This window comes from Streptomyces sp. NPDC096013 (assembly GCF_044763565.1).
GTDB lineage: Bacteria > Actinomycetota > Actinomycetes > Streptomycetales > Streptomycetaceae > Streptomyces.
Genome location: NZ_JBIWGK010000011.1, coordinates 189073 through 205302 on the forward strand (window position 1 = coordinate 189073; position 16230 = coordinate 205302).

At 72.7% G+C, this 16230-nt stretch carries 7 protein-coding genes and 1 pseudogene; all 8 read left to right on the forward strand.

Annotated elements, in window-relative coordinates:
• Positions 1-112: 112 nt before the first annotated feature.
• The 8 genes and pseudogenes from ACIRB1_RS32370 to ACIRB1_RS32405 all read left to right on the forward strand — a co-directional run bounded on the left by ACIRB1_RS32370 (position 113) and on the right by ACIRB1_RS32405 (position 16197).
• A complete protein-coding gene (locus tag ACIRB1_RS32370; protein ID WP_403467879.1) occupies positions 113-1633 on the forward strand; it encodes a methyltransferase in 1521 nt (506 codons plus the stop codon).
• Between the two features lie 328 nt (positions 1634-1961).
• Positions 1962-2996, forward strand: a pseudogene (locus ACIRB1_RS32375) (serine/threonine-protein kinase); the annotation flags it as partial.
• A 1767-nt stretch (positions 2997-4763) separates the two neighbouring features.
• A complete protein-coding gene (locus ACIRB1_RS32380) occupies positions 4764-5669 on the forward strand; it encodes a septum formation family protein (RefSeq protein WP_403467949.1) in 906 nt (301 codons plus the stop codon).
• Between the two features lie 95 nt (positions 5670-5764).
• A complete protein-coding gene (locus tag ACIRB1_RS32385; protein ID WP_403467880.1) occupies positions 5765-5962 on the forward strand; it encodes a hypothetical protein in 198 nt (65 codons plus the stop codon).
• Between the two features lie 270 nt (positions 5963-6232).
• Positions 6233-9064: a type I DNA topoisomerase gene (gene topA, locus ACIRB1_RS32390; protein ID WP_403467881.1), complete on the forward strand. Its 2832-nt coding sequence runs from the start codon at positions 6233-6235 to the stop codon at positions 9062-9064.
• A 196-nt stretch (positions 9065-9260) separates the two neighbouring features.
• The gene (tmk, locus tag ACIRB1_RS32395) at positions 9261-12533 is read left to right on the forward strand and encodes a dTMP kinase (protein WP_352184008.1); all 3273 of its coding nucleotides are present in this window, start codon (positions 9261-9263) and stop codon (positions 12531-12533) included.
• Between the two features lie 629 nt (positions 12534-13162).
• Entirely contained in the window at positions 13163-14368 is a 1206-nt protein-coding gene (locus ACIRB1_RS32400) for a DNA polymerase III subunit delta' (protein ID WP_403467882.1), read from the forward strand.
• 161 nt (positions 14369-14529) lie between these two features.
• A complete protein-coding gene (locus tag ACIRB1_RS32405) occupies positions 14530-16197 on the forward strand; it encodes an alpha/beta hydrolase (protein ID WP_403467883.1) in 1668 nt (555 codons plus the stop codon).
• The last annotated feature ends 33 nt before the right edge of the window (positions 16198-16230 follow it).

The following is a 16230-nucleotide window of genomic DNA, read 5'->3' on the forward strand; positions in this document are numbered from 1 at the left end:
GCCTCCCGTAGGCAGCGATCTTTCAGCACCTGAAAGATGCCCCGGTACGCGTGCGTGCCGGGGCCTTCGGCCGCGCGGGCGCGGTGTCGGCGGGAGCGGCCACAATGGGGGTGTGAGTAACTCCAGCCTCCCCGCCCTGCCCGAATCCGACCGCCCGGAGGTCGCCGCCCGGCTCCGGGACGCCCTGCTCGGCGCCGCCTTCACCGCCGACGGACTGCTCGACCTGCTCGGCGCCCCCGCGTACACGGCGCTCGCCCGCAGCGAGACCGTGCCGGCGCTCCGGGCGACCAGAGGCGACACCCCGCTGGAGACGCTGGTCCGGCTGTTCCTCCTCCAGCAGCCCGTGCCGCACGCACGCGTGGCCGACGTCCTGCCCGTCACCGCGTGCCTGGAGAGCGGCTGGCTGGTCTCCGTGGGCACCGACGAGGTCGCCGCGACCGTGGACGTGCGGCCGTACGGCGGGCCCGACGGCGAGGACTGGTTCATCGTGTCCGACCTGGGGTGCGCGGTCGGCGGGGCCGGCGGGATCGGCAGCCGGGAGGAAGGCGTCGTCCTCGGGGTGGGCGGCGCGTCCACCACGCTCGCGGGGATCACCGTACGGACACCGGTCTCCGCCGCGCTCGACCTCGGCACCGGTTCCGGCATCCAGGCGCTGCACGCGTCCCGGCACGCCACGCGCGTGACGGCCACCGACCTCAACCCCCGTGCCCTGCACATCACCGCGCTCACCCTCGCGCTGTCCGGCGCGCAGGCCGCCGACCTCCGCGAGGGCTCGCTCTTCGAGCCGGTCCGGGACGACGAGACGTACGAACTCATCGTGTCCAATCCGCCGTTCGTGATCTCGCCGGGCGCGCGGCTGACGTACCGCGACGGCGGGATGGGCGGGGACGATCTGTGCCGGTCGCTCGTTCAGCAGGCGGGGGAGCGGCTGCGGGAGGGCGGATTCGCACAGTTCCTCGCCAACTGGCAGCACGTGGAGGGGGAGGACTGGCAGGACCGGCTGCGCTCGTGGGTGCCGCGCGGGTGCGACGCCTGGATCGTCCAGCGCGAGGTCCAGGACGTCACGCAGTACGCCGAGTTGTGGCTCAGGGACGCGGGCGACCACCGGGGCGACACGACCGCGTACGAGGCGCTCTACGACGCGTGGCTCGACGAGTTCGAGGCGCGCAAGGTCAAGGCCGTGGGCTTCGGCTGGATCACCCTGCGCAGGACGGACTCCGACGCACCCTCGATCACCGTCGAGGAGTGGCCGCACCCGGTCGAGCAGCCGCTCGGGGACACCGTGCGGGAGCACTTCGACCGGGTCGACTATCTGCGCGCCCATGACGACGCGGCCCTGCTCGCCGCCCACTTCAGGCTCGCCCCCGAAATCATCCAGGAACAGGTCGGGCTGCCCGGCGCGGAGGACCCCGAGCACGTCGTGCTGCGCCAGCACCGGGGGATGCGCCGGGCGACCAAGGTCGACACCGTCGGCGCGGGCTTCGCGGGCGTCTGCGACGGCACGCTGAGCGCGGGGCGCATCCTGGACGCGATCGCCCAACTCGTGGGCGAGGACCCGGTCCTGCTCCGCGATCGGACGCCGGCGCAGATTCGGTTGCTGGTGGAGCAGGGGTTCTTGGAGCCGGTGGGCTGAGCGGGTCGGGTCGGGGCGGGCGGCTGTCGCGCGTTGGCGGTGGGGCGGGTTCGGGTCGGCGGGCGCCGTGTGTGGGAGCGCCGGGCGGCGTCGTCGTGCGTGGGCTGGCTCGGCGGGCGCCCTCTGCTGCGCGGCTCGGCCGGGCCCGGCCCGGTACGGCGTCACGCGTGGGGCCTGTTCGTGCCCGTGAGTCGCGTGTGTCCGTATCCGGTGTGATTATTCGGGTCCGCTGTGGAAAAGACCTCTTGTCAGTGGCGGGTGCGAGGCTACCTTCGGAGACAGGTTCCACGCGTCCTCGGGGGAGGCGCGCCGTCTCGGTGGAGGCGTGATGGCCGGGGGTACGCCGGAACAAGGTGAGGGCAGGGTCGGCAACGGCCGCTACCGGGTGCTGCGCACGCTTGGCATGGGTGGCATGGGTGGCGCGGGCGGCGCGGGTCGCGTATGGCTCGCGTACGACGAGGAGTTGGCCTGCGAGGTCGTCGTGAAGGAGATCTCGCTGCCGGACGCGCGGGGTGTGCCGGACGTGCCGGGAGGCCTTGGCGAGCAGCTGGCTCGGCGCGTCGCGCGGGCGCGGCGTGAGGCGCGGCACGCGGCCACCAGGCTGCGCGGCCATCCGCATGTGGTGACCGTGCACGACGTGGTGGTCCACGAGGGCATGCCATGGATCGTGATGGAGTACGTCCCGGACGGCATCGACCTCCAGGCGGTCCTACGGCGTTCGGGCCCGCTGCCGCCCGCCCGGGTGGCCCGCATCGGGCTCGCCGTCCTCGAGGCGCTCACCGCCGGACACCGCAACGGCGTCCTGCACCGGGATGTGAAACCGGCCAACATCCTTCTGGCGCCGGACACTTCGGGTGACCCGTACGCACGCGTGCTGCTCACCGGCTACGGCATCGCCCTCCGATCCGAGTCCGCCGAACTCCGGCCCACCGCCGTGCCGGGAATCCCCGACTCGCCCGGCAACCTCGCCCCGGAGCGGGCTCGCGGCGAGCCGCCCACCCCGGCGGCGGATCTGTTCTCCCTCGGCGCGACGCTGTACGCCGCCGTCGAGGGGCGGGGGCCGTTCGATCGCCGGGTCGATTTCGCTCCGTTCACTGCGCTGCTCGGTGAGGAGCCGACGCCGGCCGTCCGCGCGGGCGAACTGGCGCCGGTGCTCCAGGGGTTGCTGGTCAAGGACCCGGTGTTGAGGTCGGCGCCGGAGCGGGTGGCGTTGGGGTTGGAGCGGGTGGCGCGGGGGGTTCGGGGTGCGCAGGGGGATGGGACGGCGGCGGGGACGGTGGGGTGGTTCGGGGCGGGGGTGGGTGGGTTCCGAGAGGGGGCGGATGGGCTCGGGCCGGGGGCGGATGGGGGTGCGTCTGGTTGGGCGGATGGCGGGGAAGTGGCGGGTCGGGGTGCGGATAGGGGTGTGTTCGGGAGGGGAGCCGACGGGGACGCTTTTGGCGGCGGAGCGGATGTGGGTGCGTTTGGGCGGGGGGCGGCCACGGATGCGTTAGGCGTGGGGGCGGACACGGACACGTCAGACGCGGGGGCGAACAGGGACACGTCAGGCGTGGGGGTGGACACGGACCCGGACGCGTCAGGTGTGGGGGCGGGCAGGGACGCGTTCGTCAGTGGTGGCGCCGGGGGCGCGTTCGTTCAGGGGGCGGATGGCTTCGGGCGGTTGCCGGACGGGTTCGGGCCGCCGCCGGAGGGGTTTGCGCCGGCGGCGGAGGGGCCTGGTCCGGCACCGGATGGATTCGGCCTAGGACCGGATGGGTTCGGTTCGGCGCCGGAGGGAGTCGGCGTGGCATCGGATGACTCCGCTTCGGAGCAAGGGGGTTCCGGTTCGACATCGGAGGGGGCCGGCTCGGGCCAGGGGGGTTCCGGTTCGGCGGCGGACGGGTTCGGCTCGGCGCCGGGTGGCCGGGGCTCGGCTGATCAGCCGCTGGGGTCTGTCGCTGACGGTGTGTCCAGGCCGGGTGGGAGTGGCTCAGCGGGCTACGGGGGAAGTGGCCGGTATGGCGATACCCCCGGCGGCTCACCCGGGTACGTCGAGAGTGATCAGCCCGCTCATGCGGAGAGTGGGACTCAGGGGGCAGCCCCGGGCGGGGCACAAGGCCGATTCCCGGGTGGGGCACAAGGCCAACTCCCGGGAGGGTCCCGGCGTCAACTCCCGGGCGGGCCGTCCCGATACGCCTTGGGCGGTCCCTACGTAGGCGGCCCCTACGCTCCCCGGACCCCGGAGGGAACCGGGGCCACCCACCCGGACACGGCGCCGTACGGTGACCGGCCCGCGGCAGCCCTCGGGGGCTTCACACCCGTAGGCCGCCCCACTGCGGGCAGCCCGCGGACGCCAGGTACACCGGAGGCCTCGGGAACACCGGAGACTCCGAGCGCTCCGGAGGCTCCGGGCATCCCGCAGGCCCCCGGCATCTCGCACACGGCAGGCATCCCGCAGACCCCGGGAGCCCCGCAGGCCCCGAACACCTCCGGCATGTCGCACACTCCGGGAACCTCGAAGATTCCGTACGACATCCCGCACTCGTCGGCCACCCTGCCGACCCCCAACACTCCAGAGGCCCCCGGCATCTCGTCTGCGCCAGGCAATCCGCAGGCCCTGCACACTCCGGGCACTATGCCGACCCTCGGCACCCCCCACACCCCCGGCACCTCGCCCTCGCCAGGCAACCCGCAAGCCCTGCACACCCCGGGCACCCCCCCGACCTCCGGCACCCCGCACACCCCGGGCGCCCCGCCGACCCCCGGCGCTCCCCACACTCCCGGCACCCCACAACCCCTTAGCACCCCGCCATCCCGGGACACCCCGCCGCCCCCAGAGACCCCACAACCCCCAATCACGCCACCAACACCCAACTCCCCACCCCCCGCCACCTCCCCGTACTCCCCGCAAAGCCACCCCGGCCCGCCCGAGCGCACCCCGCACGGCGAATGGAACCCCTACGCGAACACCCCCACGACGCCCTACGAGCAGCCGTATCCGGGACCTCACCAGGACGCGCACCAGGATGCGCACCAGGACCCTCGGCCGAGCCCTTACCAGGGCACCGCGCCGACACCCCCGTACGCGGGCCGGCACGGTCGGCCGGGGTCTGGCGTCGGCGGGCCGGCGCATGGAGGCGGGCGGCGGCGGATGCCGTTCGTCGCGATCCTCGCCCTCGTCGTAGCCGTCGTCCTCGTGGTCGCCGGTGGCGTCTGGGCCGCGACCTCGTTGAGCAGCGGCGGCAAGCACACGGCGGCGACGAAGAAGGCATCCCCGGACGGGTCGCCGTCATCCGGGACCGGTGCCAGTGCCAGTGCCAGTGCCGGTGCCGACTACCCGTACGGGCCCGATGTCGGGCTCAAGAAGGCGCTCCGGACCGGAGATTGCGTGCGTGCCGTGTGGACGGGAACGGCGTTCTCGTCGCGGCCCGAGCTGCGGGTCGTGGACTGTGCGCACGGCGTGCCGGACGGGCAGGTGATGGCCGTCGACGCGACGAGGGACTTCGCCGACGCGCGGGATCACGGGGGTGAGCGGTGCTCGGGTGACGTCAAGGGGGTGGTCGGGGCGCTGGCCGACGCGGGTGTCTACGCGCTCACGCCGACCGAGGCCGGTTTCCGGGCCGCCGGGCGCGGTACGGCGTGTCTCGTGCTCGGCCGGCACGTGCCGATCGGTGGCGCGATAGGGCGCTTCCGGAGCACCGGGTCAAACGTGTGGACCACCGAGATGAGCGTCGGCGACTGCTGGCTGTACGTCGATCACACGACGTACTTCACCGCGACCCTGACCGACTGTGCCGATCAGCACACCGACCAGGTGATCGGTTCTGTGACCGCCCCGAAGGCGATGGCGTTCGAGGACGCGCTGCGGCGGGCGAACACGCTGTGCGCCAACAGGTTCGAGTCGACTTGGGCACCCGGATCCGACCGTTCCGTCTTCGGGTATCTGTCCGACGAGAACAATTGGAAGGCCGGTTTCGACTCCGTCGTGTGCACCGTCGGGGAGGCCGACCGCTCCCGGACGACCGGCGCGATATCGTCCTCCGGCGCGACCGCCTGAGCGCTGTCCGCCGCGAGTTCACCCGGGGTTGGCCCGCCCGTCGCCCGCGGGTGCCAGCCTCCGGGACCGTGGCATCCGGCCGGGAGGGGACACGCATGGAGAGCGGGCCTGCGATCTTCGCGGGGTTGGTGTTCGCCCTGTTCGGAGGCGCGCTGCTGCTGTGGACCGTGGTCAGGGTCCGGCACCGCGAACCCGTCGCCCAAGGTGTGAACCCGGTCGCATCGGCGACCCTCGCGAGCCTCGCCGCGGTCGTCGCCCTCCTGCTCGGCACCTGGTGCTTCCTGCACGTCTGAGCAGCGCACCGTAGCCGCGGCACGGACCGTCGGCGGACGGTCGGCGGACAACTGGGCGATCACTCTCCGGACGGCTCGGAAGAGGCCGGTGGGGACTCCGGGCGGCAGGAATGGCGGTAGTCGGGTTACCGTTCGAGTGGCCGTTGCGGGCTTTTACCGTTTGACACGGGGGCGGGATGTACCGTCACACTCCGCAGCGTCACCATGACCCGACCCCGGGGGAAGCGACTCCGGGGGAGGCCCCAGCGTCGACCGGAGAGAAGAGCGAAGTTGTCCCCGACCAGCGAGACCGCACACGGCGGCCGCCGACTCGTCATCGTCGAGTCCCCTGCCAAGGCGAAGACGATCAAGGGCTACCTCGGCCCCGGATATGTCGTCGAGGCGAGCGTCGGGCACATCCGCGACCTTCCCAACGGCGCCGCGGAGGTGCCTGAGAAGTACACCGGCGAGGTCCGCCGCCTCGGTGTGGATGTCGACCACGACTTCGAACCGATCTATGTGGTCAACGCCGACAAGCGGGCCCAGGTCAAGAAGCTCAAGGACCTCCTCAAGGACTCCGACGAACTCTTCCTGGCCACCGATGAGGACCGCGAGGGCGAGGCCATCGCGTGGCACCTCCTGGAGGTCCTGAAGCCCAAGGTCCCGGTCAAGCGCATGGTGTTCCACGAGATCACCAAGGACGCGATCCGCGCCGCCGTGGCCAACCCGCGCGACCTGAACCAGCTGATGGTCGACGCCCAGGAGACCCGCCGCATCCTCGACCGCCTCTACGGCTACGAGGTCTCGCCGGTCCTCTGGAAGAAGGTCATGCCGCGCCTGTCGGCCGGCCGTGTCCAGTCCGTCGCCACCCGGCTCGTCGTCGAGCGGGAGCGCGAGCGCATCGCCTTCCGTTCCGCCGAGTACTGGGACCTGACCGGCACCTTCGGGACCGGTCGGGCCGGTGACGCGAGCGACCCGTCGACCCTGGTCGCCCGTCTTCAGGCGGTCGACGGCAAGCGCGTCGCCCAGGGACGCGATTTCGACTCCCTCGGCCAGATCAAGGGCGCGAACACCCTCCACCTGGACGAGGCCAACGCCCGCGCGCTGGCCGCCGCCCTGGAGGACACGCGGTTCGCCGTCCGGTCCGTCGAGTCGAAGCCGTATCGACGCTCTCCGTATGCGCCGTTCCGTACGACGACGCTCCAGCAGGAGGCCAGCCGCAAGCTCGGCTTCGGCGCGAAGGCCACGATGCAGGTCGCGCAGAAGCTGTACGAGAACGGCTACATCACCTACATGCGTACGGACTCCACGACCCTGAGCGAGACGGCCGTCACCGCCGCCCGCGCCCAGGTGACGCAGCTGTACGGCGCCGACTACCTGCCGGCCCAGCCGCGCGTGTACGCCGGGAAGGTCAAGAACGCCCAGGAGGCGCACGAGGCGATCCGTCCTTCGGGTGATCGTTTCCGCACGCCCGCCGAAACCGGCCTGACCGGCGAACAGTTTAAGCTCTACGAGCTGATCTGGAAGCGGACCGTCGCCTCCCAGATGAAGGACGCGGTCGGAAACTCCGTCACCGTGAAGATCGCGGGCACCTCGTCCGACGGCCGGGACGTCGAATTCAGCGCCTCCGGGAAGACGATCACCTTCCACGGCTTCCTGAAGGCCTACGTGGAGGGCGCCGACGACCCGAACGCCGAGCTGGACGACCGCGAGCGCCGGCTGCCGCAGGTCGCCGAGGGTGACGCGCTCACCGCCGAGGAACTCACGGTCGACGGGCACGCCACCAAGCCCCCGGCCCGCTACACCGAGGCCAGCCTGGTCAAGGAGCTCGAAGAGCGCGAGATCGGCCGCCCGTCGACGTACGCGTCGATCATCGGCACGATCCTCGACCGCGGCTACGTCTTCAAGAAGGGCACGGCCCTGGTGCCGTCCTTCCTGTCCTTCGCCGTGGTCAACCTCCTGGAGAAGCACTTCGGGCGGCTCGTCGACTACGACTTCACCGCCAAGATGGAGGACGACCTCGACCGCATCGCCAGCGGCGAGGCACAGGCCGTGCCGTGGCTGCGGCGCTTCTACTTCGGCGAGGGCGAGGCCCGCGGCGCCGCCGAGGCCGGCAACGGCGACGGCGACCACCTCGGCGGCCTCAAGGAACTCGTCACCGACCTGGGCGCGATCGACGCCCGCGAGGTGTCGTCCTTCCCGGTCGGCAACGACATCATGCTGCGCGTCGGCCGCTACGGCCCCTACGTGGAGCGCGGCGAGAAGGACTCCGAGAACCACCAGCGCGCCGACGTCCCCGAGGACCTCGCGCCGGACGAGCTCAGCGTCGAGCACGCCGAGGAACTGCTCGCCAAGCCGAGCGGCGACTTCGAGCTGGGCGTCGACCCCGAGTCGGGCCACCAGATCATCGCCCGCGACGGCCGCTACGGCCCGTACGTCACCGAGGTGCTCCCCGAGGGCACCCCGAAGACCGGGAAGAACGCCGTCAAGCCGCGTACGGCCTCGCTGTTCAAGTCGATGTCCCTGGACACGGTGACACTCGCCGATGCCCTCAAGCTGATGTCGCTGCCCCGCGTCGTCGGCAAGGACGCCGAGGGCGTCGAGATCACCGCGCAGAACGGCCGCTACGGGCCGTACCTGAAGAAGGGCACGGACTCCCGCTCGCTGACGGCCGAGGACCAGCTCTTCACGATCACCCTCGAAGAGGCGCTGGAGATCTACTCCCAGCCCAAGCAGCGCGGCCGGGCCGCCGCCAAGCCGCCGCTGAAGGAACTGGGCACCGACCCGGTCAGCGAGAAGCCCGTCGTCGTCAAGGACGGCCGTTTCGGGCCGTACGTCACCGACGGCGAGACCAACGCGACCCTGCGCTCCGGCGACAGCGTCGAGGACATCAGCCCGGAGCGCGGCTACGAGCTGCTCGCCGAGAAGCGGGCCAAGGCGCCCGCCAAGAAGACGGCGAAGAAGGCCCCGGCGAAGAAGGCGGCGGCCAAGAAGGCGCCCGCCAAGAAGACGACGACGGCCAAGAAGACCGTGGCGAAGAAGACGACGACGGCCGCCAAGAAGACGACGGCCGCCGCCACCGCCAAGAAGACGGCCTCCTCCAAGGTCACGTCCGAGGACTGACGGACGAGAGCTGACGGATGAGTCCTGACGGACGAGAGCTCACGGTCCGTCGGGCTCCCGCCTGAGAACCGATCAGCACACGCTTCCTGCACCACAAGGTCGCGAAACACACGCCCCGGCATCACTTTGGTGTCGGGGTGTGTGCGGCTCCGGGCGGGCGCGGCTTGATGTCGGTGGCTGCGGATAGGCTGAAAGCATGACGCCAGCCGAGCAGCCAACGGGCCACCAGCCGGCCCCCGACGACGCCCTTGTCGCGGACTCCCGCGAGCGTGCCGTCCGCGCCCTGCTGCGCCAACCGCAGCTCAAGCGGCTGTGGAGTGCGCAGTTCGTGACGGGTGTCGGTGACACCCTCGCCCTGCTGGTCCTGGTCGTGCTCGCCTTCCAGGCGGCGATCGCCCAGGGCTCGTTCGGCGGTGGTTATCGGGGTGTGGCGTTCGCGGTGGCGACCGTCTTCGGGGCGCGCGTCCTGGCGACGCTGCTCTTCGGGGCGGTGCTGCTCGGCCCGCTCACCTCGCTCACTTCCCAGGAAGGGCCGCTCGACCGGCGTTGGACCATGGTCGGCGCGGACGGCCTGCGGGCCGCACTGTTGATCGTCGCCCCCCTGTGGATCGACTGGACTCCGGACAACGCACTGGCGGTGCTCCTGGTGACCGCCTTCGTCACCGGAGTCGCCGAGCGCTTCTGGACGGTGTGCCGCGAGAGCGCGGCGCCCGCCCTGCTGCCGGCCCCGCCGCCCGAGGGCGCCACGGTCCGGCCGCTGCCCGACCACATGGACGCCCTGCGCAGGCTCTCGCTCCGCACGAGCTTCGTGGCCATCCCGCTCGCCGCCGCCGCACTCGTCGTGGCGGCCCTGCTCAACAACCTGCTGGGCACCGGCGTCGCGTGGTTCGACCAGCACCAGGCCGCACTCGGTTCGTACCTCGCGGCCGGGCTGTTCGCCGCGTCCCTCTCCGTCCTGACCGCCCTGGAACTGCCCGGAATCCGCACCCCGCGCGCGCGGTCGCCGCTCGAAGGGCTGCGCCGCCCCCGGACGGGCACCGGCATCGACAAGGGCCGTACGGGCGCGATCGCGCTGCTCGTGATCGCCTGCGCGGCCGTCGCCGGGGCGATCTCCGCCGCCGTCGCCGTGTCCGTGCTCCAGGCCAAGGATCTGCACGGCGGCCCGGTGACCTTCGGGCTGCTGGTGCTCGGCCTGACCGGCGGAGTCGTGATCGGCATCCGTACGGCGCCCTCGCTGCTGCCGACCCTGTCCCGCCGCCGGCTGCTGACCCTCGCCATCGCCTTCACCGGCGTCGCGCTGCTCGCCGCCGGCCTGGTCCCGGACGTCACCACCGTGCTGCTGATCGTCGCGCTCGCCGGCATCGGCGCGGGCGTGGCCGCCAACACCGGGCACACCCTGCTCGACCAGGAGGCCGAGGACTACCGCAAGGCCCGCACGACCGAGCACCTGCACGCGGTCGTCCGGGTCGCGGTGGCGCTCGGCGCGCTGATCGCCCCCCTGGTGGCGGCGCTGATCGGCCCGCACCGCCTGGAGAACGGCAAGTTCGTGTTCGCGCACGGCGGTGCCGCGTTCACCCTGATGCTGGTCGGTGCCCTGCTGCTGCCGGTCGCCGCGCTGGTCCTGGCCAAGGTCGACGACCGCGCGGGAGTGCCGCTCCGCCACGACCTGCGGGACGCGCTGCTCGGCGGCGACGACCCCGAGACGGTCCCCGCGACCAGCGGCTTCTTCATCGCCCTGGAGGGCGGCGACGGCGCCGGCAAGTCCACCCAGGCCGAGGCACTCGCCGAGTGGATCCGGGGCAAGGGACACGAGGTCGTGCTGACCCGCGAGCCCGGTGCGACCCCGGTCGGCAAGCGGCTGCGGTCGATCCTGCTCGACGTGTCGTCGGCGGGACTGTCCCACCGCGCGGAGGCCCTGCTCTACGCCGCCGACCGCGCGGAGCACGTCGACACCGTCGTACGGCCCGCCCTGGAGCGCGGAGCGGTCGTCGTCTCCGACCGCTACATCGACTCCTCCGTCGCCTACCAGGGCGCGGGCCGGGACCTGTCCCCGACCGAGATCGCCCGCATCAACCGCTGGGCGACCGCCGGACTCGTCCCGCACATGACCGTCCTGCTGGACGTGGACCCGGAGACCGCCCGCGAGCGGTTCACGGAGGCGCCGGACCGACTGGAGTCGGAGCCCGCCGAGTTCCACGCGCGCGTACGGTCCGGTTTCCTCACGCTGGCCGCCGCCGACCCCAGCCGCTACCTCGTGGTGGACGCGGGCCAGGAGCCCGAGGCCGTCACCACGGTGATCAGGCACCGCCTCGACACTGTCCTGCCGCTCTCCGAGGCCGAGATCAAGGCCCAGGAGGAGGCGCGCAAGGCCGCCGAGGAGGAGGCCCGCCGCAAGGCCGAGGAAGAGGCCGCGCGCAAGGCCGAGGAGGAGCGCCTGGAGCGCGAGCGCCAGGAGCGGCTCGCCCAGCTGCGCGCCGAGGAGGAGGAGCGCAAGCGGCGCGAGCTGGAGGAGGCCCAGCGTCGCGAGGCCGAGCGCCAGGCCGAGGAGGCCCGGCAGCGCGCCGAGGACGCACGCAGGCGTGCCGAGGAGGAGAAGGCACGCCTCCTGGCCGAGGAGGAGGCCCGCGCCGCCGAGGAGTCCCGCCGCAGGGCGGAGGCCGACCGGCTGCGTAAGCAGGCCGAGGACGAGGCCCGGCTGCGCGCCGAGGCGGAGGCACGTCGGCTGGAGAAGCAGCGCAAGGCCGAGGCGGCCCTGCTCGCGGCCGAGGAGGCACGCCGGTTGGCGGCCGAGGCGGCGGCCGCTGCGGAGCGGGCTGCCCGTCAGCCGACGGCTCCTCCGGTCCCGGGGGTCAGGCCCGAGGCGTCGACCGTGCAGACGCCGGTGGTGAAGCCGTCCGGTGCTGGTGCGGGTGGCCGGTCGGCGGAGGACACGGCCGTGCTGCGGTCGGTGTCTCCGGACGCCGAGAAGCGCGACTCCGACGTACGTGACTCCGACGTACGTGACTCCGAGACGACGGCCGAGCTGCCGCAGCCGCCGGCTCCCGCGGGGGCGGCGGACGAGACGGCCGTACTGCCGCCGGTGTCCGCCACGGAGGAGACGGCGGTACTGCCGCCCGTCCCGTCCGGTGCGGCCGACGAGACGGCCGTGCTGCCGCCGGTCGGCGCGGCGGACGAGACCGCGGTGCTGCCGCCGGTGCGCGACCACGGTCCTTCGGACCGGGTGCCTGCCGGGTACTTCCGGGACGAACGGCCCGGCGACCGCGCCGATGGCGGCGAGGACCGCACCCGCGAGCTGCCCCAGGTCGACGAGCATGGCACCCCCCGGCGCCGGCCGCGTCCCGACTGGGCCGAGGAGACCCCGCTGGACGACCTGCCCTCCCTGGCCGACGAACTGCTCGGCCCGCGCGAGGACGGCGACCACGACGACGACACCGGGCGGCGGGGTCGTGGGCGGGGGCGTCGGGGCTGAGGTCTGTGGGGTGCGGGGCTTAGGGTCGCGGGCGCGCGGGGCTCATGGTGACGGCGGGCGCGCAGGTCTGACGGTGATGGGGTGTCGGGCTGATGGTGACGGGCGCCCGGGGTTGACGGTGACGGGGTGTGGGCTGACGGCCATGGGCGCGCAGGGTGGATGGTGACGTGGGCCGAGGGGGTGGCGGCGTCGGTCGGGGTGGTGACCCGCGCCTCGTGTGTGCGCCCCGGCATCAGTGCCCCGCACGCAGCGGTCGGCCCTTCCGGATCGGGCCCCGCACGCGGCGCCCGGCCCTTCCGGATCGGCGTCCCGCACCCGGCTTCCTCCCGATCGGAGCCCACGCCCAGCTCTGGCCCCCTCTCGGTCGGACCCCCACACGCAGCTCCCGTCCCCTTCCGATTGGCGCCCCGCACCCGGCTCCCGCCCACTCCCAGTCGGGGTCCCGCACCGGCTCCCACCCACCCCGAGTCGGGGTCCCGCACTCGGCTCCCGACCCCACCCAATCAGCGCCCCCACCCAACTCCGCCCCCTCCCGATCGGCGCCCCGCACAACACCCTGGCCCCGTTGTCAGTGGTGGCCCGCACAATGGATTCCGTGACTCGAAGCGTGACGAAAGGGCCGGTGACCCATGACGGTGTGGGATGACCTGGTGGGGCAGGAGAAGGTGAGTGAGCAGCTCGATGCCGCCGCTCGGGACGCCGACGCCTTCGTCACCGCCGCGAGCACCGGCACGGCCCCGCCGGAGGCGTCGAAGATGACGCACGCCTGGCTGTTCACGGGCCCGCCCGGCGCCGGGCGGAATCAGGCGGCGCGGGCCTTCGCCGCCGCGTTGCAGTGCGTGAGCCCCGACCGCGCGCTCGGCGGCAGCCCCGGCTGCGGCTTCTGCGACGGCTGTCATACGGCGCTGATCGGCACCCACGCCGACGTCACCACGGTCGCCGCGGTCGGCACGCAGATCCTCGCCGACGACATGCGGGACACGGTCCGCAAGTCCTTCACGTCACCGGCGACGGGCCGTTGGCAGATCATCCTGGTCGAGGACGCCGAGCGGCTTAACGAGAAGTCGGCCAACGCGGTCCTCAAGGCCGTGGAGGAACCCGCTCCCCGCACGGTGTGGCTCCTCTGCGCCCCCTCGATCGAGGACGTCCTCCCCACGATCCGCTCCCGTTGCCGCCACCTGAACCTGACGACGCCCTCGGTCGACGCCGTCGCCGACCTGCTCATCCGGCGGGAAGGCGTCGAGCCCGCCGTGGCGATGGCCGCCGCGCGTGCCACGCAGGGCCATGTCGACCGGGCCCGCCGCCTGGCCACCGACCCGGCCGCCCGCCAGCGCCGGGCCGCCGTCCTGAAGCTGCCGTTGCGCGTCGAGGACGTCGGCGGGTGTCTCAAGGCCGCCCAGGAGCTGGTGGACGCGGCCGCCGAGGACGCCAAGCAGCTGGCCGAGGAGGTGGACGACAAGGAGACCGAGGAGATGAAGGCGGCCATGGGCGGCGGCCAGGGCAGCCGGATGCCGCGCGGCACGGCCGGGGTGATGAAGGACCTGGAGGACAAGCAGAAGCGCCGGAGAACGCGGACGCAGCGCGACAGCCTCGACCTCGCGCTGACCGACCTCACCGCGTTCTACCGGGATGTGCTCGCCCTCCAGCTCGGTTCCCGGGTGGCGATCGCCAACGCGGACGCCGAGGACGCGTTGGAGCGGCTCGCGCGGGCCGGTTCGCCGGAGTCCACGTTGCGCCGTATCGAGGCGATCGGCGCGTGCAGGGACGCGCTCGACCGCAATGTGGCTCCGCTGCTCGCGGTGGAGGCGATGACGTTGGCGCTCAGAGCGGGTTGAGGGGGCTGGGCGGGCCGGGTGGGGTGATCCGCTGGCGTGGCCGGATGGGCGGCGGGTTGATTCGTCGGAGGGTGACGGACGCGAGGTTGACGGCGTAACTCGTCCGGGGCCGATCATGCACGTACGGCATTCAAGAGATCGCGCAGCGTTACGCTCGGGCGATGCACATCAGGCGCCCCCTTCGCCGGCCCAGCCGGAGCAGTCAGCCGAGTCAGCCCAGCGAGGTCGAGGTCCGTCGAAGTAGCCGGAGTCGGCACGGGAGTCGGCGCAGCCGCACCCACAGGACCGGTGGCGCGCTGCTCGCCGTAGCCGCGCTGCTCGTGTCCGCGTGTTCCTCGGGGGGTTCGACGACGGCCGCGAGTCCGGCAGCGGACGTGGCGCTGGCCGCGCTGCCGCGGGCGACGCCGTCCACGCTGACGTCGTACTACGGGCAGAAGCTCAGCTGGCACACCTGCGGTGTCCCCGGTTTCGAGTGCGCCACGATGAAGGCGCCGCTGGACTACGCCAAGCCCGGCGCCGGCGACATCCGGCTCGCGGTCGCCCGCAAGAAGGCCACTGGGAAGGGCAAGCCGCTCGGTTCGTTGATGGTGAATCCGGGCGGGCCGGGCGGTTCGGCGGTCGGCTATCTCCAGCAGTACGCCGGGATCGGCTACCCGGCGGAGATCCGCGCCCGCTACGACATGGTCGCGATGGACCCCCGCGGTGTCGCCCGCAGCGAGCCGGTGGAGTGCCTCGGCGGGCGGGCCATGGACACGTTCACGCAGACCGACACCACCCCCGACGACCAGCGCGAGACCACCGCACTCGTCGACGAGTACAAGAAGTTCGCGGAAGGCTGCGGCGCTCACTCAGCCGGCCTCCTGCGCCATGTCTCGACGGTCGAGGCGGCGCGTGACATGGACATTCTGCGGGCGGTGCTAGGGGACCGGAAACTGACGTACGTCGGGGCGTCGTACGGCACGTTCCTCGGCGCGACGTACGCGGGACTCTTCCCCGGCCGGGTCGGCCGCGTCGTCCTGGACGGCGCGATGGACCCGTCGCTACCCGCGCGCCGCATGAACCTCGACCAGACGGCGGGCTTCGAGACGGCGTTCCAGTCCTTCGCGAAGGACTGCGTACGGCAGACCGACTGCCCGCTCGGCGGCAGGCGTACGACGCCGAAGCAGGTCGGCGACAACCTGAAGGCCTTCTTCAAGAAGCTCGACGCACACCCGATCCCCACCGGTGACGCGGACGGCCGCAAGCTCGGCGAGGCGCTCGCCACCACCGGCGTCATCGCGGCGATGTACGACGAGGCGGCCTGGCCGCAGCTGCGCGAGGCGCTCACGTCGGCGATGAAGGAGCACGACGGCGCGGGCCTGCTGGTCCTCTCCGACAGCTACTACGAGCGTGACGCCGACGGCCGCTACTCGAACCTGATGTTCGCCAACGCCGCCGTGAACTGCCTCGACCTGCCGCCCGCGTTCACCTCCCCCGACCAGGTCGAACAGACCCTCCCCGACTTCGAGAAGGCGTCCCCCGTCTTCGGCCGCGGCCTCGCCTGGGCGTCCCTGAGCTGCGCGTACTGGCCGGTCAAGGCCACGGGCGAGCCGCACCGCATCGAGGCGAAGGGCGCCGCCCCCATCGTGGTCGTCGGCACGACCCGCGACCCGGCGACACCGTATCCATGGGCCCAGTCGCTGGCCCACCAGCTGTCTTCGGCCCGGCTGCTCACGTACGTCGGCGACGGTCACACGGCTTACGGCCGGGGCAGCTCGTGCATCGACTCGACGATCGACGCGTATCTGCTGCGCGGGACCCCGCCCGGGGAGGGAAAGCGCTGCTCGTAGGCTGGGTGCCGCCGGGTTCGGGGGTGCGTCCGG